Below are 18,917 nucleotides of genomic sequence, written 5' to 3' on the forward strand. Positions count from 1 at the left end.
GTCGGGACTGAAGTTTCTCCCCCACCAGGCATTTGCGCTTATCCGGGCAGCCCGCATGTCACAGAGTCGGGAAGCTTCTGGTCTTGGACGCGGCAGGGCGATTCCGATCAGACCCGGCCGCGGCCGGAAGACGGCCGATACCTGCATCGGCGTTGGCCGCATCCGCGGCGGTTGGCGGAGATGCCAATGCTGCCTGTGCTGGCGCTGCGCGCCGTACCCTCACCCCAACCCCTCTCCCGATGGGAGAGGGGCTAGTGGGCTCATTGCTTCTTGAGGCAGCCGCTCATGAAGGTCTTGCGGGCATCGCCCTGCAGTTTCTGCGTGGCCGCCTGGGCGTTGCAGTCTTTCATGCGTTGCTGGGAGGCGTTGCCCGCCGCCGGGGCGGTGCCGCCGCTGAGGCAGGCCTTCTGCGCGCTCTTGTACTCATCGCCTTTCTTGCCCTTGTTCTGGGCCGAGCACTTGGCCATCAAGGTCTGTTGCGCGGTCTGCGGCTTGGTCGCGGCGGTGGCCAGCAGCGGGGCGGCGGTGAAGCTCAGCAGCAAACAGGTAGCGGCGAGACGGGCGCAACGGGTCATGGCGGCAGCTCCGGTTGGGTGTGCCGGCAGGGTGCGCCGGCACGGGTGACCGGATCATGACGCGGCGGCGGCCGGGTCGGCAATGCGGCGCTGCGGCATGGCATCGGGGGCCTGCGCCGGGCCGTCGAGGAACAGCATCTGCGGCGGCGGATGCATCAGGAATTGCTGGTGCGAGATGTTCCAGGCGTAGGCGCCGGCCAGCGGGAATGCCAGGCAGTCGCCCGGCGCCAGCGCGGCCACCGGCTGGTCGCGGGCCAGCACGTCCTTGGGCGTGCACAGCTGCCCCACCAGGGTCACCCGCGCATCGCGCAGCAGCGGCGGCTGCGTGCCGCGCAGCACCAGGAACGGATGATCGTGGCCTTGCGCGGCGGGCGTGCGGAAATGATGGGTGCCGCCGCGGCCGATGGCGAAGTGCGCGCCATGGCTGCGCTTGATGTCCAGCACCTCCATCAGGTACCAGCCGCAGGCGGCGCTGACGTAGCGGCCCGGCTCCAGGCGCAGGCGCAGGCCTTCGCCATGCGTGCGTAGCAGCGCCGGCAATCCCGCGCAGAACGCGGCCCAGTCGAACGAGGCCGCCGGATCGGCATAGTCGACACCGAAGCCGCCACCTGCGTTCACCGTCAGCGGTCCCAGGGCGTAGGCCTGGCGCCAGCCCTGCACGGTCTGCAGGTAGTGCGCGATCAGCCGCAACTGCAGCTGCGCATCGCGCTGGTGCGACAGCAGGTGGAAGTGGAAGCCGTCCAGGCGCAGTCCGGTCCCGCCGCGCAGCACCTGCATGGCCGCGTCCAGGTCGTCCACGTCCAGGCCGAACGGCGAGGGCCGCCCGCCCATCACCAGGCGCGTGTCCTGCATGCCCGGCACCACGATGTTCAGGCGCAGGAACACCGACAGCGGGCGGGGACCCGACGCGGCGATGCGGGCAAGCCGCTGCAGCTCGCCCAGGCTTTCCACGTGCACGCTGCAGTCGGGCAGGCTGGCGGCCAGCTGCAGTTCGGCGTCGAGCTTGCCGGGGCCGCCGAACAGCAGCCGGCGCCCCGGCTGATGCGTGTGCAGCCACTGCAGCTCGCCACCGGAGGCCGCCTCGAAGCCGTCCACCCACGGTGCCAGCGTGCGCAGCACGGGGGGCTCGGCGTTGGCCTTGGCCGCATAGAACAGGTCGCACTCGGCCGGCAGGTGCGCGCGCAGCATCGCCGCGTGCGCCTGCAGCGCCGCCAGGTCGTAGACATAGGCGCAGACCGGGCCGTCTGCCTGCGCGCGCAGCCGCGCCAGCGCCGCCTGCAGTGGGGCAGGATCGATGCGCAGACTCATGCCGCCGCCTGCCGCAGCGCGGCGCTGCCGATCGGGTTGGGCAGGAAGCTGTAGTCGGCATGGCGGTCGGCACGTTGCAGCAGGCGCAGGCGCAGGTTGTTCTTGGCCGGCAGCGGCGCGCCGTCGAGCAGGGCCTGCAGCGCCGGCTGTGCACCGTGGCGCTGCTGCCAGCGGCGGGCGATGTCGCCTACGATCTGCCACAGCTGGTGCTCGCGGCGGTCGTGGCCGTCGGCGAGGTGGAAGATCGCTTCGGCCAGGTTGTTGACCAGCGCGCAGTAGGCGATGCGGTTCCAGCCGCGTTCGGCGCTGTAGTACAGCGATTGCCGCGCGGTCTCGGACATGCCGGGCAGGCGCGCGGCCGGCCAACGCGACGGCAGCAGCTTGGTGCCTTCCAGGTCGCGGATCCACACCTGCGTCGGCAGGCCGTCTTCGCAGCCGATCACGGTGTTCTGCAGATGCGGCTCCAGCACGATGCCGTAGCCGAACCAGGCGCTCCACACCCCGTCCAGCAGCAGCTGTGCGTAGGCACGGAACCAGATCGCGGTGGCCGCGTCCGCGCTGCTGCCGGTGCGCTGCGCCAGGGTCTTCAGCGCAGTGGCGCAAGCCGGCTGGCCGCGCGCATCGTTGGTGAACAGCGCACCGGCCACCTGCGGGCGATAGCGCGCGCGCTGCGCTGCCGGGATCGCCTGCCGGTACAGCACGCCGAAGCTCTCGCCCAACTCGCGGCAGGCCTGCGCATCGGCGTCCAGTGCGGAGAAATCCAGGTCGGTGGCCGCCGGCTCCAGCAGCACGTGGAAGCCGGGCACGCGCTGCGCCAGCGCCTGCCAGTCCGGCGCCAGCAGACGGGTCAGCGCCACCGCGCTCTCCAGTTCGTACCAGGCGTTCTTGCGCACGCAGTTGGTCAGGCGCACGTGCACCGACAGCTTGAGGAAGTAATCCAGGTCGGCGTGGTACAGCGTGCGCACCGACGAGGTCGGGCGCAGCGCCAGGCCGCGTTCGCCCAGCGGTTCGATCCAGCCGCGCGCCTGCGCCTGGCGCAGCAGCGGATGCGCCAGGACGCGCTCGGCTTCCCACGGATGGCAGGGATACAGGTCGGCGCCACCGCCGGCCTGCGCCAGCGCGGCGCGCACGTCATCGCCCTGCGCGCGGTACAGGCGCGGGTCGATGCGGAACCAGAACAGCGGGAACGCGCTGCGCGCTTCCGGCGCGCACGCCAGCACCTGGTCCAGCGGCACGCCCTCGCGGCTCTTGGGCGTGGGATGGAAGGCGTGGCCCCACAGCATCGACTGCTCGGCATCGATCAGCGCCTCACCGGTGGGCGGCGCGGCGTCGGCCTGGCGCAGCAGCTGCGCGGTGATGGCGACGCTGTTGGCGCTCTGCGCCAGCAGTTCCAGGTTGGGCGCCTGCTCGCCTTCGCTGAGTTCCTGCAGCAGCAGGCGCACCAGCGCCTCTGCGTCCAGACAGTGCCACGGACGGCCGTCGGCCTTCAGGTAGGGCGCCGAAGCGAAGCGACAGCGGCCCAGGCGGTCGGCATGGGCCAGGCGCACGCACAGCGTCGCGCCCGAGGGCAGCTGCAGGCGTAGCCAGCGTTCGCCCGCAGCGGCCACACCGGGCCGGTCCCGGCCGCGATAGTCGAAGTCGGCCAGGCCGCGATCGAGCGCGACTTCGCGCAGGTAGCAGTTGAGCCAGCAGGTGATCGCCTGCGCTTGCGCCAGGCTGTCGTACCACGGGTCATGCATCGGCAACGGGGACATGGACGGTTCTCCGAACGGACGTGAGCATCAGGGCCGGCAGCAGTGCCAGCAGGGCAGCCGCGGCGGCGGCGAGGAACGGAACGGCCAGGCCATGGCCTTGCACCAGGGCACCGGCGAGGGCACCGCCGGCGACGCCGGCGTACTTGCCGGCGGCATCGAAGCGGCCGAACAGCTGGCCCGCGCCGCGCCCGCCCGCAACCTCGGCCAGGGTGCGGTTGAGGCCGCGCAACGCCATCCACATGCCCAGGCCGAACAGCAGCCGCGCCGCGATCAGCCAGCCGGGCGCCGGCGGCGCCATCTGCAGCAGGCAGGCCAGTGCGAACAGCGTCAGCCCCGCCGGCAGCGGCGACACGCGGTGGTCGCGACCGCGCCAGCACGGCATCAGCACCAGGTAGACCAGGTGCGGCAGGCTGTACAGCAGGCCGGCGACCGCAGTGCTGCCGATGCCGTGCGCCTGCGCGTACGGCAGGAAATAGGGAAAGGTCACCACCATCGCGAAGCAGAACAGGAACTGCGTGGCCCACAGCGCCCAGCGCTGGCGGCGCTGCGCCGCATCCGCGTGTGGCATGGCGGTTGTGGATGCGGCTGTCGCCGGCGCGCGTGGCGGATCGGCCGGCAACCGCCAGCTCAGCGCGAAGGCGAGCAGCGGCAGCAGCGCCAGATAGCGGTACAGCGATTGCGCCGGCCCCAGCGCGATGGCCAGGCCGAGCAGCGCCGGGGCGGTGACCATCGCCAGCCGCGCCGAGAACTGGGTCCAGTCCAGCGCCCGCGCCAGCGAGCCACTCTGCGCCTGGCTGCTGAGATAGGCGTTGGTCGCGGCCAGCGAGCCGCCGCAGGCGCCCTGCACGACCAGGCCGGCGACCAGCCAGCCCAGGTTCGGCGCGAAGCCGGCCATGAGGAAGCCCAGCGCCAGACCGAGTTGCGCGCGCAGCAGCGAGCGCTTGCGCCCGTAGCGGTCGGCCAGCCGGCCCCAGGCGCTGGCGGTGAGCGCGGTGCACAGGGTCGGCAGCACGTACAACACGCCGCTCCAGCCGATCGCCGCGCCCGGCGCGAGCTGCTGCAGCACCTGCGGCAGGAACAGCGGCATGCCCAGCGCGGTGAAGGCGGCCAGATAATGCGCGGCCAGCACCGGGCCGAGGAGGCGCTTCATCGCGCCGCCCCGGCCGCGACCGCGCGCGCCGCCAGCGCATCCTCGCGCAGCAGGTTGGGCGCGCTGTCGCCGTAGAACTTGTTGATGTCCGCCGCGCCGGTGATCTGCTTGCCGAGCAGGCTGCCGGCGCTGAGCAGGTACTTCACCGGCAGCGTGGGGGCGTCCAGCAGCGCCTGCGCCGGCGCGGTGTCGATGCCGTCCTCGCGCAGCGCGCGCAGGGTGCCGTGCAGGCGCGCGCGCAGCAGTGCGTACAGCGGCGCGCGCAGCCCCGGCTGCCATTCCGTCAGCCCTTCCAGCACCGCCTGCAGATCCAGTTGCAGGATGATGGTGCAGAACATCCGCGCCAGCGCGTCGTCGTCCTGCACCAGGATGCGCGCGTCGCGCGGCGCGCCCAACGCTGCAAGCGCCGGCCGTTGCGCGTGCAGCCGCGACAGCATCACCCGCGCCGCGTCGTTGTCCTTGAGCAGCAGTCGCGGCGCGCGGCCGGCGGCGTAGATCAGCACGCTGTTCTGCTGGTTGGCCTCCAGCGCGATGCCGTAGCGCAGCCACAGCCGCAGGTGCACCTGGCACATCAGCGCCAGGTAGCTATCCCACCAGGCGGTGAGGTCGCCGCCATGGAAGCGCTCGGCCAGGTGCACGGCCAGCGGCCGCCCGTCCGGCAGCGTCGCGCACAGGCCGGCCACCGGCACCAGGGTCGCCTCCGGGAGTGCCGGATAGCGGCGCAGCAGATAGGAGAGATGCCGTGTCTCGCCGACGTGGCCGGCATGCGCCTCGTCCACGTGCAGGTAGCGTTCGCCCAGCGCCGGATCGTGCGCGGCCAGGTCGCATAGCACGCGTTCGAACCAGTGCCCGTCGTACAGCGTGGACGGTTTGATCAGGCGCAGGTTGAGCGCGCCGAGGGTGCGCATCGGTACCGGCAGCTTCAGATGATGATCGGGAAACGCCAGCGGGATCACCGTGCGCAGCGACAGCGACGGGCGCACCTGCAGCCACGGCTGCGGCGCGGCGATCGCGCCGCCCGGCAGGGCGAAGCCGTCCTCGCCCAGCCGCGCGAAGATCAGTGGGTGCACGGGCCAGGCGACGTGGTCGGCGTCCAGCGCCGGGTCCAGGCCGAGCATGCCCGGGCGCGGCCAGAACGCCGGCGGCGGCGTGGTCTGGGTGACCTGCGCGGCCGGCAGCGCCAGCCAGCGCAGCGCGAAGCTGGGGCCGAACTCCGGTGCGTAGCGCGGCAGGTCGGCGTCGTCCAGGCCGAGCTTGGCGCGCGCGCTGGGATAGAACGGGTGGTCGCGGTGGCTGGCCAGCTGTTCGCAGCGGTAGGCGCGTTCGTGCGCGTCGGCGGCGTCCAGCGCGGTGGCCAGCAGCGGACGTTGCTGCGCGTAGGCCTGCCGCGCCAGCGCGCGCTGGCGCACCGCGCAGTCGGCTTCCTCGACATAGGCGCGGTGCAGCGCCTGGGTCTCCGCGTCGAGTCCGGCGCCCAGGCGTGCCAGCCACTGCGCGGCGCCGGATTCGTAGGCGCTGTGCTGCGCGGTGTGCAGGACCCAGCCGTCGCTGCAGGCGCTTACGGTCTGCAGGTAACCGGCGCGGCGCAGCGGCAGCCACAGCTCGCCGTCGGGCAGGTGCGCGATGCGCCACCAGGTGGCGTCCGCGGGCAGCGGCGCTTGCGCCCAGGCGGCGAGCACCGCTGGCGGCGGGGTGGCGGCGGCGCCACGGCTGACGATGCCGCGCAGGTCCTCGCGCAGGCAGGCATCGATCACGCGCAGGTCGATGTAACGGCGGTCGGCGTCCTGGCTCATGCCGCCACTCCGATGGTGGTGTCGATACGCCAGTGCAGCGACGCCTCGGTGCTGGCCAGCGCCTGCTGCAGGTCCGCCTCGGTGTCGGCGAGCACGTCCAGCACGCCCAGGTAATCCTTGTTGGAATGGCTCAGGCGGATCGCGTCGCCGGGTTGCCGCAGGCGCCGGTAGCGCGCTTCCCAATGCGTGTCGCTGCTGCCGTGGTCGGCGCTGGCCACCGCCAGCGTGCCGTCGTGCTCGGCCACGTAGTAGCGCACCAGCGCCTGCGCGCGGCGCGCCTGCAGCGTGGGCAGCGGCCGGCCCAGGTGCAGGCCGAGCACGCTGTCGAACCAGTGCCCGCCGAACAGGCGATCGAGCAGGAACTCGCGGCCGTCGCCGATGCTGCGGTAGTTGATCTCCACCAGCACCGGGCCGTCGGCGGTGAGGATGAACTCGCTGTGGCACACGCCGAAGCCGATGCCGAACGCCTGCAGTTGCGCCAGTGCCTGCTGCAGCACCGGGGTGTCGATGGCGCTACGCCAGCGCGCCTCGCACTCGACGAAATGCGGTGGCGCCGACAGTCGCACGTCGAAGCCGCCGACCGGCTGCAGGGTGCGCCCGTCGCCGAGCGTTTCCAGGGTGAACAGCGGGCCCTCCAGCACGCTCTCCAGCAGCACGCTGCGCTGCGGGTGGCGCTGCCAGAAATCATCGAGGTAAGCCTGCAGCGCCGCCGCGTCGGCGCAGTGGCGCACGTCCAGGCTGGCCACGCCTTCGCGCGGCTTGGCGATCAGCGGCCAGGGTGCCTGCGCCGGCGGCATCGCGCCCGGCGCCAGGCTGCAGAACCACGGCGCCGGCAGGCCGAGCGCGCGCAACCGCTGGCGCATCGCCGCCTTGTTCTTGGCCGCGTAGCAGACCTGCCAATCCTTGCCCGGCACGCCGAGCGCGGCGGCGACCACGGCGGCGCTGGTCTGCAGGTGGTCGCTGTTGCTGAACACCGCGCGCGGCGGCTGCGGCAGGCTGCCGAGCAGGTCGAGCACGCCCAGCGGATTGAACACGTCGCACTCCAGCACCTGCACCGGTGCGGCCGGCGGATGGCGACGGAAGTGGTCGAGGTGGGCGTGGCGATGGTCGGTCAGCAGCAGCACCGGCACGCCCAGGCGCTGCGCGGCGGGGAGGAAACCATCGGTCACCGCCGGGTGGCAGACGTGGCTGAGGATCAGCAGAGGAGCGTCGTGCGAGGTCATATGCGGGTCTCGTCGGGCGCAGGTGCACGCACGCCGCCGGCGCGGCCGCGCGGAGGCGGACACGGGAGGCATGCGCCGCGGCTGCGGCAGGGTCGCGTGGTTGCCTGGCGCATCGCATCGGGCGCGCGCTGGGTGGGAAAGGACGCGGCTGCGTCCGTTGCACTGGCCCGCGTCTCCCGCGGGCGGCGGCGCGCCGTGGTGGCGCGCGGTGGTGCGGCGGCCGGCGTCGTCGTCCGACGCCGGCGTGGATCAGAACGTGTACTCGAGGCCGACGGTGACGCTGCGGCCCGGCGCCGGCTGCCGGCCCCAGGGGCTGGTGTCGATGCCGCGGTACCAGTACTTGCGATCGAACAGGTTGTTGACCGCCAGCGACGCGCTGAGCTTGCCGCTGGCGCCTTCGCTGAGCACCTGGCTCAGCTGCGCGTTCCACACCCAGTAGGCCGGCAGTTCGCCGACCGAGCCGATCGCGTTCTCCTGCACGGTGTTGGCCGCATCGCTGAAGGCGCGACTGAAGTAATAGCTGGAAACGGCGACGGTGGTATGACCGGATTCGGGCTGGTACGACGCACCGAGGGTGAGCTGGTTGCGCGAGGTGTAGGGCACGCGCAGGCCGTCGTACACGCCCGATTTCTGCCGTGCGTCCAGGTAGGCGTAACCGGCGTTGAGGGTCAGCGCGCGCAGTTGCGCGGGGCTCCACTGCAGTTCCACTTCGCCGCCCTGGTGGCGGGTCTTGCCGAGGTTGCGGTAGGTGCGGGTGGTGTTGTCGAGCTGGATCTGCTGGTCGAAGTCGATCAGGTAGCCGCCGAACTGCACGCGCGTGCGCTCATTGGGCTGGTAGCGCGCGCCGGCCTCGTAGTTCCAGGCCAGTTCGGCGTCGAGGTTGTCGCCGAAGATGATCTGGGTGACCTGCGGCGCGCGCAGCGAGCGCTGGCCGTCGGCGTACAGGTACCACTGCGGGTTGGCCTGGACGCCCAGGGTCAGGCCGGGCAGCACGTCGTCGGTCTTGTTGCGCGTGCGTGCGCCGCTGGCCAGGTTGTAGTAGCGCGAATCGACCTGCTCGTAGCGCAGGCCGGGGGTGACGGTGATGCGGCCGTCGGCGAAGGCGATCGCGTCGCTGACGTAGGCGGCGGCGCCGCGGTCCTTGAAGCGCCAGTCGCGCACCAGGGTGTACAGGCCGTCGCTGAGGCGGGTGTTGCCGACCAGGAAGTCGATGTCCTCGTTGATCGCGCGCGCGCCGAGCGTCCATTGCTGGGTCACCGCGCCTGAGCCCATTTTCCAACTCAGTCGCGGCTCGCTGCCGTAGACGCGGAAATCGCGCGGCGCGCTCTGCCGCAGTTGCGGCGGCAGGTCGGGGCGCCAGGTCTCGCTGGCCGAAGAACGCATGCCGACGATGAAGTTGCGGCTGCTGCGAGCGCTGAAATTGCTCCAGTCCAGGCGCAGGTCCTGGAGCGGCCCCACGTCGCCGAAGTCCTGCTGGTAGACCAGCGAGGCGCGGGTGGTGCGGCCGGTGAATTCGTCCAGCGGCCGCGTCGACTGGCGCGGATCGCGCAGGTAGTCGGCGGTGGACAAGGCGCCGGCCATGTCCATGTCGGCGACGTAGCGCTGCACGCTGGCCTTGAGCAGCTTGTCCGGCGCCAGCCACCATTCCGCGCGCAGGCGCAGGTTCTTGATGTCGGTGGCGCTGTGCTCGCGCCAGTAGTCGCCCTTGGTCCAGTTGGCGTCCAGTTGCAGGCCGAAGGTATCGCTGGCATAGCCGCCGGTGCTGATCGCGGTGTCGCCCAGGTAATGCCCGGCGCCGCCGGCGGTGACCTTCTGCCCCAGCGTGGTGGTCCAGGTGGTGGGGATGTCCGGGCTGATCAGGTTGATCACCCCGCCGACGTTGTTGGGGCCGTACTGCACCGCCGCGCCGCCGCGCACGATGTCGATGCGGTCGACCTGGTTCAGGCCGACCGGGAACAGCGACAGGCTGGTCTGCCCGTATGGCGCCAGCGCCAGCGGAATGCCGTCCTCCAGCACCTGCACGCGGCCGCTGCGGCTCTCGTACAGGCCGCGCAGCATGATCTGCGGCAGCGCGCCGGTGCCGGTCTCGTCGAACACCTTGATCCCCGGCACCTTCTGCAGTGCGTCGTCCAGGGAGCGGTTGGCGCCGTTGCGCAGTTGCGCGTTGTCGATCACCTGGCGGCTGCCGGCGTAGTGCTGCACGTCTTCGACAGTGGAGCGGCCGAGCAGGCTGCCCTGCACCTGCACCGCGTCGAGCTGGCGGATCCGCGCCTGTGCGTCGGCGTCGGGCGGGGTGTCCTCGGCGCGCGCGCTGGAGGGGGCGAGCATGGCGGCGACGAGGGCGACGGCCAGCAGCGAAGGGGAAAGCGAAGCGATCAAGACGACGACTCCAAGGGCACGAAAACGGTCAGGGACTGCGCAGGTCGGCCGCGCGTTGGCGCAACGCGGCCTGCAGCAGCGCGCGGTCTTCGCCGGCGAACAGCCACTGCAGGCCCGCCTGCGCCAGCCAGTGCGCGCGTTGCGCGGCGTCGCGGGGATTGGGGCAGAAGGGAACGCCGGCGATGCGGCAGGCCGCGTCGATCGCCAGCAGTTGCTGCCAGACCTGCGGATGGGTGGGGTGCGGGCCGACTCCCAGGTCCAGCGCAAGATCCAGCGCCCCTTCCATCACCAGCGACACGCCGGGCACCTGCAGGATCTGCGGCAGCGCGCGCACGCCGGCAGCACTCTCGATCATCGGGATCACCCGCAGGCGCGCGCGGCTGCGGGCGATGTAGTCGGCCAGGCCCACGCTGCCGAAGCCGGTGACGCGGCCGCCGGTGATGCCGCGGCGGCCATGCGGCGGGAAGTGCGCGGCGGCGACCGCGCGCTCGGCCTGCTCGGCGCTGTCCAGCCCGGCCAGGACTACCCCGCGGGCGCCGGCGTCGAGCACCCGGCCGATCAGCTTGGCATCGACCTCGGGCACGCGCACCCAGGGTTCGCAGCCGCCCAGCTCACAGGCGCGGATGGCGTGTTCCAGCTCGGCCGGCGAGCGCAGCACGTGTTCCAGGTCGAGCACCGCGAAGTCGTAGCCGACATGCCCGAACATCTCGCACAGCAGGGCACTGGGCACGGAGTTGAGCAACCCGATCTTGCAGGCCATGGGGGAGGGCGAGCGGAACTGGGGAAGGGAGCGCAATCCTGCCGCAAACGAGAATGCTTATCAAGAAGATTCGCTGCGGGCCATTACAGCCGCGGTAGACGGTTTCTGTGCGCTACCGCGCTTTTCGCTCTGCGGCTCACCGTCCGAAGAGGAGCCGCTTTTGCGAATCCCCACTCCCCACTCCCCAATCCCTGCCGCCGTGCGCTTAGCGCGCGGCGGCCCGCATCCCCCGGTACGGCGGCGTCGCCATCACCATCTCCGCCAGCGAATAGGCCAGCTCGCGCTCGGCCATCACCGTGCCGTCGGCGCCGTGGTCGAGCAGATGCTTGACCTCGGCATCGCTGTGCGCGCGCGCCAGCAGGGTCAGCGCCGGGTTCAGCGCACGCAGCTTGGCCAGCGCTTCGCCGGCCTCCAGCGGTTGCGGGATTGCCAGGATCGCGATCTTGGCCCTGTCCGGATGCGCCTCGGCCAGCACCCGGTCGGCAGCAGCGCTGCCGCGGATGCCGGGAATGCCGTCGGCATGGGCGCGCTCGACGTGGTCGCGGTTGTCGTCGATCACCAGCACCGGCACGCCGCGCTCGCGCAGCACCGCCGCCAGCGCGCTGCCGACCCGGCCGTAGCCGATCACGATGGCGTGGTCGACCAGGTCCAGCGACGGGCCCGGCGGCAACTCCGGCTCCACGGTCACCGGCGCCTCCACCGCCTGCCGTGCCTGCCAGCGGTCCAGCCAGGTGAACAGCAGCGGGTTGGCGATGATCGACAGCAGTGCGCCGGCCAGGATCAGGTCGCGGCCGGTCTCGGGCAGGATCGCCAGGCTCACGCCCAGGCCGGCGAGGATGAAGGAGAACTCGCCGATCTGCGCCAGGCTGGTGGAGATGGTCAGGGCGATGCCGGTGGGATGGCCGAACGCACGCACGATCACGAACGCGGCCAATGACTTGCCGACGGTGATGGTCAGGAACGTGGCCAGCACCTGCCAGGGATGCTCGAGCAGGATGTGCGGATCGAACAGCATGCCCACCGAGACGAAGAACAGCACCGCGAAGGCGTCGCGCAGCGGCAGCGAGTCGCTGGCGGCCTTGTGGCTGAGCTCCGACTCCTTCAGCAGCATGCCGGCGAAGAACGCGCCCAGCGCAAACGACACGCCGAACAGGGTGGCCGAGCCGAACGCCACGCCCAGCGCGATCGCCAGCACCGACAGCGTGAACAACTCGCGCGAACCGGTCGCGGCCACCTTCTCCAGCGCCCACGGGATGGCGCGGCGGCCGACCACCAGCATCACCGCCACGAACGCGGCCATCTTCAGCAGGGTGATGCCGAGCGCGCCGAGGATCGCGCCGGTGTCGGCGCCCTTGCCGCCGAGCGCGTCGGCCAGCGCCGGCAGCAGCACCAGCGCCAGCACCATCACCAGGTCCTCCACGATCAGCCAGCCGACCGCGATGCGCCCGCGCAGGGTTTCCAGCAGGCGCCGCTCCTCCATCGCCCGCAGCAGCACCACCGTACTGGCCACCGACAGCGCCAGGCCGAACACCAGGCCGTGCAGGGTCGGCCAGCCCATGCTCCAGGCCAGCCCCCAGCCGAGCAGGGTGGCGACCGCGATCTGCGCCAGCGCGCCAGGGATCGCGATCCACTTCACTTCCATCAGGTCTTCGAGCGAGAAGTGCAGCCCCACCCCGAACATCAGCAGCATCACCCCCAGTTCCGACAACTGGTTGGCAAGGGCCTGGTCGGCGACGAAGCCGGGCGTGAACGGGCCCACGCAGATGCCCGCCACCAAGTAGCCGACCAGCGGCGAGAGTTTGAGACGGTGGGCGAGCGTGCCGAGGATGAAGGCGAGCGCGAGCCCGACCGCGATGATGTCGATGAGACTGGTGTCGTGATGCATTCAGGATCGCAGAACAAGTAGGCCCCGAGTGTCGCCGATCGGGGCTTTTGTCGGCAAATCGGTGTGGCGGGGTGGAGCGGCGGCAGTGGCTGCCCGCGCCTGGTGCGCGCGCGTCTGGGGCGTTGCGCGCGGGGCGGGTGGTTCGACTGACAGCGAGCGGCCAGCGTCCGGTGCCCGGCCAGGCTCAACCTGTCATGGCCTGAACGGATCAGTTGAGGCTGGCTGGAGGGTCTGGCCCGTCCCCGTGACGGGCCCGGGCGGTCCGGATCAGGCAGGGAAGGAGGGGCGGCCAGGCGTCCGTCGCTGCGCAGTTGGCCCGTGGCGGTCCCGCACCATGCCCCTGCAGGCCTGCTCCCTGACACCCTGAATGGGATGGAGGTCGCAGCGATCGGGGGGCGCACGCAACTCCCTGTCAGGAAAGGCATTACACCGCATGATGGACGTTAACTGTCTACTGTTTCGGCCCATTCCCTGGTGTATGTTTGCGCCACTTGTTGCGCCCCATCGGGCGTCCTGCAGGACAGGGTGGCATGGCTAGATTGACTACTTTCGCGAAGGGACTCCTCCTGAGCGCCGTGTACTGCGCCGGCTATCTGGTGGCGTGGCGGTTGTCTTTGGACCAATGGTTCTTGCCGGCCGGCCTGCGTGCGGCCGTGTTGCTGTTCATGCCGCTGCGGCTTTGGCCTTATCTGTTGCTCGGTGATGCCGCAGCGCTACTGGCGTTGCGTGTGCCGCTGATTGACGAGGGCCAGAGTGCGACCTGGGCATATCTGAGTCCGCTGCTGCTGATGCCGTTGTCGGCGCTAGTGCCGCTGTGGTTCCGACGCCGCGTGCCCGATGTGATGGTCTGGCAGCAGCGGTTGCTGCCGGTGGTGCTCGGCATGGCGCTGTGGGGCGTGCTGATCAACAAGGTGCTGAACTGGTTGCTGGATGGGCCGGTGACCGACATCAACGTCGAGAACGCGCTGAAGTTCTGGGTCGGTAATTATCTCGGCATCCTGGTGTTCGTGTTGCCGGCGCTACTGTGGGTACGTCGCGAAGGCACGGCGCTGATGTCGCGCGGCCTGATGCACGACAGCCTGCGCGCTGCGCTGATGGTGGGGGCCCTGTTCGCGGCGGCGATGAACGTACCGGACGGGGTCGCGCGGCAGTTCCTGCTGGTGATGATGATCGTACCGGGCTTCTGGCTGACCCTTGGCCACGAGTGGCGCGGTGCGGCCGTCGGCATCGTCATGGCCGACATCGCGGTGGCGATGGCGCTGGCGAAGTCGCATCAAGCCGGTGCGTTCGACCTTGAAATGTTCTACGTGCAGATGCTGGTGTCGTTCGCCGCCACTACGCTGTTCGTGCTTGGCACCCGTATCGCCGGGGTGATGGAGCAGGCCCGACGCCTGGGCTTCGCCGAACAGGAAGCGCTGCAGGTCGCCCAGGCAAGCTACATGTCGGCCGAGCGTACCCTCCGCAACCGGGTGATCGAGTACACCGACATCCACGTACACATCAACAAGCTGCGCCGCGACATCGCCACCACACTGAAGCAGCACGGCCATTATGCCGCGGCGATGGAAATGAATCGCACCGGGGTGATCCAGGCGCAACTGCTGGACGATTATGTTGCCGCCCTGTATCCGCTGGATATCGAAACCCATGGCCTGTACGGCGCGCTGAATTCGGTCGCCTTCGCCAACGCCTGCGATACCGAGGTCGAGGCGCGCCTGCACGGTGATTCGCGGCGGCTGTCGATCGGGCTACAGTTGGCGGCGTATCGCTGCGTGCTCAATGCCATGGAAATCCTGCCCGACGCGGGCCGGCATACGATCACGGCACGGGTCTGGTCGGCGCGTGGCAAGCGTGGCGTAGTGGTGACCCTGGAAGCCGATGCGGCGATGCCGGGTGCCGGCCGCAAGCACCACAACGCCGACGAGATGGACTGGGAGCTGGCCAGCCGGTTGAAGGCTCATGACGGCACCTGCCGGCGCCGTCATGAGCGAAAGATCAGTTTCCTGATCTCCGAACCGCTGGAAAGGACCGTTACTTCTTGACGGTCACCGTCCAGACGTCGCCGTTGGCGCTGCTGGCCAGCTGCACGGTGAAGTAGCGCGCGTCGTAGACCACGGTGCCGCGGCTGCTGTCGAAGGTATCGACGGTGCTCACGCGATCCACGTCCTTGCCCATCGGCGTCACCCATGCGGTGTCGCCGACCCGGCCGACCGCACCACGCACCTGGCCGGTGCTGTCGTTGATCTGCAGGTAGGTCACGCCGTTACGCTCGAACTGATAGATGCGCGCCGACGCATTGGTGGACAGATTGGTCGCCGCCGGCGCGCTTTCACCCAGGCCGCGGATGGCGATCGGACTACCGTTGCCGCCGCTCGGACAACAGCTTTGTGCATAGGCGCTCGACGCAAGCGCCGAACACGCCACGATGCCTGATAGCACCGCTATTTTCGAAGTTTTCCACATGACACGATCCTTCCCCTGTTGGGGTTTTTTTGCCTGCCGTTCAGGCGATTCCACATTACGCGAATCGCAACAGGCCACTGTTGACAAATAATCAATCGATTCATACTTGTGATGCGTATCACTTTTATATATTCGGGAATGAGTCCTGAAAAAGTGCGCCGCATCGACTGCTCAGGTATGGCCCCAAGGTCACGCACCATCGCGTGGGACCAGTCCGGCATCGCCGGGGGCGTCGGGCGCTGTGCTCACTGCAGTTTCCATGCCACTCAGGGCGGTCACGCCTGCGCGGCATAGCCGCCGGGTGCGGCCTGTCGCCTTGTCGCGCATGTGCGCATAGGCGGTCTTTGTTGGCGGTGCGCCGGATCGAATGCCGCCGTCTATCGCCTGCGTTCTATAGCGCTGGGAAAACAATCGCCGCCACAGGGAGTTTCTCGAACGCGGCACGGCGTCCCCGTGCCGGGCATCGCGCTGATTGAATGTGGCGAAGTGACTGTTACTCAATAACCTGATGTATTTCTATCGTGCGACGAATGCTTGACGCATTTACGTCGTGCTGCCGTGATCGGTCGAGGCGGCGGTTTAAAACGCAATGGGCATGGCGATGGCCAAGGTGCGCCGCGCGCTGCCGAACCGCGTCTGCCATGCCGGCGTACATGTGGCCTGCCGAATCTTCCTCGCCACGGCATTGCTGCGCATCCCAATTCCCAAGGCATGGCAGTGGCCTCGCCTGCCATCGCACACCGGCATCCCGCCGGTGCGGTCGCTATGTTGCCGGTGGCGAAGACGGCGGCGGTGCCGGAACACTGCCGCCGCATGCGCTTACCAACTGTAGTTGACGTTGGCGTAGGCGAACGCGCCGTTGAAGCCGAATGGCGAGGACGTGCTGTACGGCAGATAGGTGCGGGTGCCCGCGCCGGCGCGAGAGCGGTCGGGATATTCGTTGAGCACGTTGTCGCCGCCGACGGTCACGCGCCAGCGGCCCAGCGTGTAGGCGGCCGACAGATCCAGGGTCCATTTGGCCGCGTAGGTCTGGTCGGCGGCGGGCGTGGTGCCGAAGTCGGTGAACTCGCCCCAGCGCGTCGCGGTGGCGGTGAAGGCCCAGGCGCCGGGCGACCACACGCTGCTCAGGAAGAACTTGTCGCGCGGCGAACCGCGGGTGATGCGGCCGATCTCGGCGCGGCCGATGCGCACCGCGGTCGGGTCGATCGCTTCCAGCACCGCCGGGTTGCCGGCGATCTTCTCGATGTCGGTCTTGTTGTAGTTGTAGCCGGCGGTGAGGTCGAGGCTGCTGGCGGGCAGCGCGAGCTTGTAGGTGCCGATCGCGTCCACGCCCTGGGTCTTGGTGTCGATGGCATTGGTGAAGTAGCGGCCGCCGCCGATGCCGGCGTAGCCGTTGCCCTGCAGGTAGTTGCGCACGGCCGTGGAGGTGAGGTTCTCCGAGAGCACGATGCGGTCGTCGATGTCGATGCGGTAGGCATCGAGGGTGATGTACAGCGCGTCCACCGGCTGCAACACCAGGCCCAGGCCGTAGTTCTTGGATTTCTCGGCCTTCAGCGGTTCGGCGCCGAGCGCGATCGCCGCCGGGTTGTCGGTGCGGAAGGTGCCGATCTCGAACGGCGTGGCGGCGATGCTGCCGTCGGGCTGGGCGACGTTGATGAAGTTGGTGGCGACCGACTGGAAATACTGCTGCTGCAACGAAGGCGCGCGGAAGCCGGTGGAGGCGGTGGCGCGCAGCGCGACCTTGGGGCTGAAGGCGTAGCGCAGCGACAGCTTGCCGGTGGCGGTGTCGCCGAAGTCGCTGTAGTTCTCGTAGCGCCCGGCCAGGCCGGCGGAGAACTTGTCGGTGATGTCGCCTTCCAGATCGAGGTAGGTCGAATAGCTGTTGCGGTCGTAGTGGCCGGAATCGCTGGGCTTGAAGCCGGCGAACACCTGCGCGCCAGGCAGCAGGGTGCCGTTGGCCGAGGGGATGCCGCCGTTGACGTAGGACGCCGGCGCGCCCGGCGATTCGTTGAATTTCTCGCCGCGCCATTCGGCGCCGAAGGCCAGGGTCACCGGATAGGCCAGGCCGACCTCCAGCGATTTGCTGAAATCGGCGTTGAGCACGTTCTGCGTGACCTGCAGCGCGCCGGCATAGAACTCGGTGGGACTGGCCAGGCCCAGGCTGTTGTTGAGGCTGTGGCGCACGTCGAAACTCAGGTCGTTGCGGCCGTAGTTGTAGCTGAGGTCGATGGCCAGGCCGCCGGCGGTGCTGGACTTGACCCCGCCGACCCAGGACACGTCCTTGCTGACGTTGTAGATCTGCGGCAGGAAGCCGTCGGGATAGATCTCCGGGCGGTTGCGGTTGTCGCCGGACCAGCGGAAGTAGCCGTTGGACAGCACTTCGCGGCGGCTGAGCATCGCGTAGGAATAGAAGGTGATGTAGTCGGCCGGGCTGTACTGGCCGTTGTAGGAGAACGCGCCCTGGTCCACGTCCGGGTCGCCGTAGCGCTGCTGCACCTGGCCCTGGTACGGCGTGGCGCGGTCGGTCTGGTCCTGGTGTCCGGCCTGCGCGGCGAAGTGCACGCTGCCGGTCTCGGCGAAGGTGAGGCCGGCATCGCCGGAGAGCTGGTACTGCTCGCCGTCGCCGGCGCTGTACTTGCCGTAGCGCCCGGCCAGGCTGCCGCCCGTGCCGCTGCCCTTGAGCACGATGTTGATGACGCCGGCGATGGCATCGGAACCGTATTGCGCGGAGGCGCCGTCGCGCAGCACTTCGATGCGCTCGACCGCGGCGATGGGGATGGTGTTGAGATCGGCCGGCGAGGAGCCGCGGCCCTGCGCGCCGTTGAGGTTGACCAGGGCCGTGGTGTGGTAGCGCTTGCCATTGACCAGCACCAGCACCTGGTCCGGCGAGAGCCCGCGCAACTGCGCCGGGCGCACGGCATCGGAGCCATCGGTGATCGCCGGGCGCGGGAAGTTCAGCGAGGGCACGGCGCGCGACAGCGCGGTGGCCAGTTCGGTGGTGCCGGTGGACTGCAATGTTTCCGGCGAGATGATGTCGATCGGCGAGGCCGATTCGGCCACGGTGCGGTCGGCCACGCGGGTGCCGGTGACGATGACCGTGTCCAGCGTTTGCGCGTTGCCGGCGTTCTGTGCGTGGACGGAAACGGCGGACGTCGCCAGGCACAGGGCGACGGCATGGGCGAGCGGAGTGAGCGTGCGCGTCATGGGGGAGGCGGCTCCAGAAGTGGGGAAGGGCGCCGCTGCATGCGCACTCCCCTGTCCCCTGGCGGATGCGGCGACGCTCCTTAGGGATTACCGGTTGATGTCAGTGGAGTCAATATTCCGTTAAGGGCAGTGCTGAGGTTGCAATTGCAACCACCGCTGCAGGCGTTGCGGCAGCGCGAATCCCCGGATTTTCAGTCCTCGTAGACAAAATGCCGGCGCTGCGCGCGGACGTGGTGCACGCGGTCGTGCCTGCGCGCGGGCGCTGTGGCGTTTTTGCATCGCGATGCGCAGGAGGCTGGCTGCGCGGCACAGGGCAGAGCACGGTGTCGCGCGCGCGTGGTTGTACGGGCACCGCATGTCGCGAGCATGCCCCTGGTACCCCATAGGAACGGCTTCAGCCGCGACGCGGACTGCGCAGGGTCG

Annotated in this window: 12 protein-coding genes; 1 reads left to right on the plus strand and 11 read right to left on the minus strand. The window is 69.7% G+C overall.

The features are described 5' to 3' along the window. Nucleotides 1-260: 260 nt before the first annotated feature. The 9 genes from QN245_RS05770 to ybaL all read right to left on the minus strand — a co-directional run bounded on the left by QN245_RS05770 (nucleotide 261) and on the right by ybaL (nucleotide 12,827). On the minus strand, nucleotides 261-575 hold the full coding sequence (locus QN245_RS05770; protein WP_160969092.1) for a PsiF family protein: 315 nt from the start codon (nucleotides 573-575) through the stop codon (nucleotides 261-263). A gap of 54 nt (nucleotides 576-629) precedes the next feature. Then, on the minus strand, nucleotides 630-1,883 hold the full coding sequence (locus QN245_RS05775; RefSeq protein ID WP_317844787.1) for a type III PLP-dependent enzyme: 1,254 nt from the start codon (nucleotides 1,881-1,883) through the stop codon (nucleotides 630-632). After that, a complete protein-coding gene (locus QN245_RS05780; protein ID WP_317844788.1) occupies nucleotides 1,880-3,637 on the minus strand; it encodes an IucA/IucC family protein in 1,758 nt (585 codons plus the stop codon). Before QN245_RS05780 ends, QN245_RS05775 begins: the two co-directional genes overlap by 4 nt. Next, nucleotides 3,615-4,787 (minus strand): MFS transporter, encoded by a 1,173-nt coding sequence (locus tag QN245_RS05785; protein ID WP_317844789.1) that lies wholly within the window; start codon nucleotides 4,785-4,787, stop codon nucleotides 3,615-3,617. The genes QN245_RS05780 and QN245_RS05785 overlap by 23 nt, the downstream gene beginning before the upstream one ends. Then, nucleotides 4,784-6,580 carry an IucA/IucC family protein gene (locus QN245_RS05790; RefSeq protein ID WP_317844790.1) on the minus strand — a complete coding sequence of 599 codons (1,797 nt, stop codon included), beginning with the start codon at nucleotides 6,578-6,580 and terminating at the stop codon, nucleotides 4,784-4,786. The genes QN245_RS05785 and QN245_RS05790 overlap by 4 nt, the downstream gene beginning before the upstream one ends. Further along, on the minus strand, nucleotides 6,577-7,803 hold the full coding sequence (locus tag QN245_RS05795) for an ATP-grasp domain-containing protein (protein WP_317844791.1): 1,227 nt from the start codon (nucleotides 7,801-7,803) through the stop codon (nucleotides 6,577-6,579). The genes QN245_RS05790 and QN245_RS05795 overlap by 4 nt, the downstream gene beginning before the upstream one ends. 249 nt (nucleotides 7,804-8,052) lie before the next feature. Continuing rightward, on the minus strand, nucleotides 8,053-10,131 hold the full coding sequence (locus QN245_RS05800) for a TonB-dependent receptor family protein (protein ID WP_317845310.1): 2,079 nt from the start codon (nucleotides 10,129-10,131) through the stop codon (nucleotides 8,053-8,055). A 79-nt stretch (nucleotides 10,132-10,210) separates the two neighbouring features. Continuing rightward, nucleotides 10,211-10,942 (minus strand): HpcH/HpaI aldolase family protein, encoded by a 732-nt coding sequence (locus tag QN245_RS05805; RefSeq protein WP_317844792.1) that lies wholly within the window; start codon nucleotides 10,940-10,942, stop codon nucleotides 10,211-10,213. 205 nt (nucleotides 10,943-11,147) lie between these two features. Further along, nucleotides 11,148-12,827: a YbaL family putative K(+) efflux transporter gene (gene ybaL / locus QN245_RS05810; protein WP_160969078.1), complete on the minus strand. Its 1,680-nt coding sequence runs from the start codon at nucleotides 12,825-12,827 to the stop codon at nucleotides 11,148-11,150. 530 nt (nucleotides 12,828-13,357) lie between these two features. On the opposite strand from ybaL, the gene QN245_RS05815 reads away from it, so the two are divergent. Further along, a complete protein-coding gene (locus tag QN245_RS05815; RefSeq protein ID WP_184447438.1) occupies nucleotides 13,358-14,869 on the plus strand; it encodes an MASE1 domain-containing protein in 1,512 nt (503 codons plus the stop codon). Here QN245_RS05815 and QN245_RS05820 read toward each other — a convergent pair. Beyond that, complete coding sequence (locus QN245_RS05820) at nucleotides 14,859-15,290, minus strand: hypothetical protein (RefSeq protein ID WP_184446971.1); 432 nt, start codon at nucleotides 15,288-15,290, stop codon at nucleotides 14,859-14,861. The genes QN245_RS05815 and QN245_RS05820 overlap by 11 nt on opposite strands. Nucleotides 15,291-16,109: 819 nt before the next feature. Continuing rightward, the gene (locus QN245_RS05825; RefSeq protein ID WP_317844793.1) at nucleotides 16,110-18,494 is read right to left on the minus strand and encodes a TonB-dependent receptor plug domain-containing protein; all 2,385 of its coding nucleotides are present in this window, start codon (nucleotides 18,492-18,494) and stop codon (nucleotides 16,110-16,112) included. Between the last annotated feature and the right edge of the window lie 423 nt (nucleotides 18,495-18,917).

This window comes from Xanthomonas rydalmerensis (assembly GCF_033170385.1).
GTDB lineage: Bacteria > Pseudomonadota > Gammaproteobacteria > Xanthomonadales > Xanthomonadaceae > Xanthomonas_A > Xanthomonas_A rydalmerensis.

What these genes read in the sequence shown, in the direction of transcription:
- QN245_RS05800 (WP_317845310.1), bottom strand. Translation starts at nt 10,131, where the DNA reads ATGCTCGCCCCCTCCAGCGCGCGCGCCGAGGACACCCCGCCCGACGCC.
- ybaL (WP_160969078.1), bottom strand. Translation starts at nt 12,827, where the DNA reads ATGCATCACGACACCAGTCTCATCGACATCATCGCGGTCGGGCTCGCG.
- QN245_RS05805 (WP_317844792.1), bottom strand. Translation starts at nt 10,942, where the DNA reads ATGGCCTGCAAGATCGGGTTGCTCAACTCCGTGCCCAGTGCCCTGCTG.
- QN245_RS05795 (WP_317844791.1), bottom strand. Translation starts at nt 7,803, where the DNA reads ATGACCTCGCACGACGCTCCTCTGCTGATCCTCAGCCACGTCTGCCAC.
- QN245_RS05825 (WP_317844793.1), bottom strand. Translation starts at nt 18,494, where the DNA reads ATGACGCGCACGCTCACTCCGCTCGCCCATGCCGTCGCCCTGTGCCTG.
- QN245_RS05770 (WP_160969092.1), bottom strand. Translation starts at nt 575, where the DNA reads ATGACCCGTTGCGCCCGTCTCGCCGCTACCTGTTTGCTGCTGAGCTTC.
- QN245_RS05785 (WP_317844789.1), bottom strand. Translation starts at nt 4,787, where the DNA reads ATGAAGCGCCTCCTCGGCCCGGTGCTGGCCGCGCATTATCTGGCCGCC.
- QN245_RS05775 (WP_317844787.1), bottom strand. Translation starts at nt 1,883, where the DNA reads ATGAGTCTGCGCATCGATCCTGCCCCACTGCAGGCGGCGCTGGCGCGG.
- QN245_RS05815 (WP_184447438.1), top strand. Translation starts at nt 13,358, where the DNA reads ATGGCTAGATTGACTACTTTCGCGAAGGGACTCCTCCTGAGCGCCGTG.
- QN245_RS05820 (WP_184446971.1), bottom strand. Translation starts at nt 15,290, where the DNA reads ATGTGGAAAACTTCGAAAATAGCGGTGCTATCAGGCATCGTGGCGTGT.
- QN245_RS05790 (WP_317844790.1), bottom strand. Translation starts at nt 6,580, where the DNA reads ATGAGCCAGGACGCCGACCGCCGTTACATCGACCTGCGCGTGATCGAT.
- QN245_RS05780 (WP_317844788.1), bottom strand. Translation starts at nt 3,637, where the DNA reads ATGTCCCCGTTGCCGATGCATGACCCGTGGTACGACAGCCTGGCGCAA.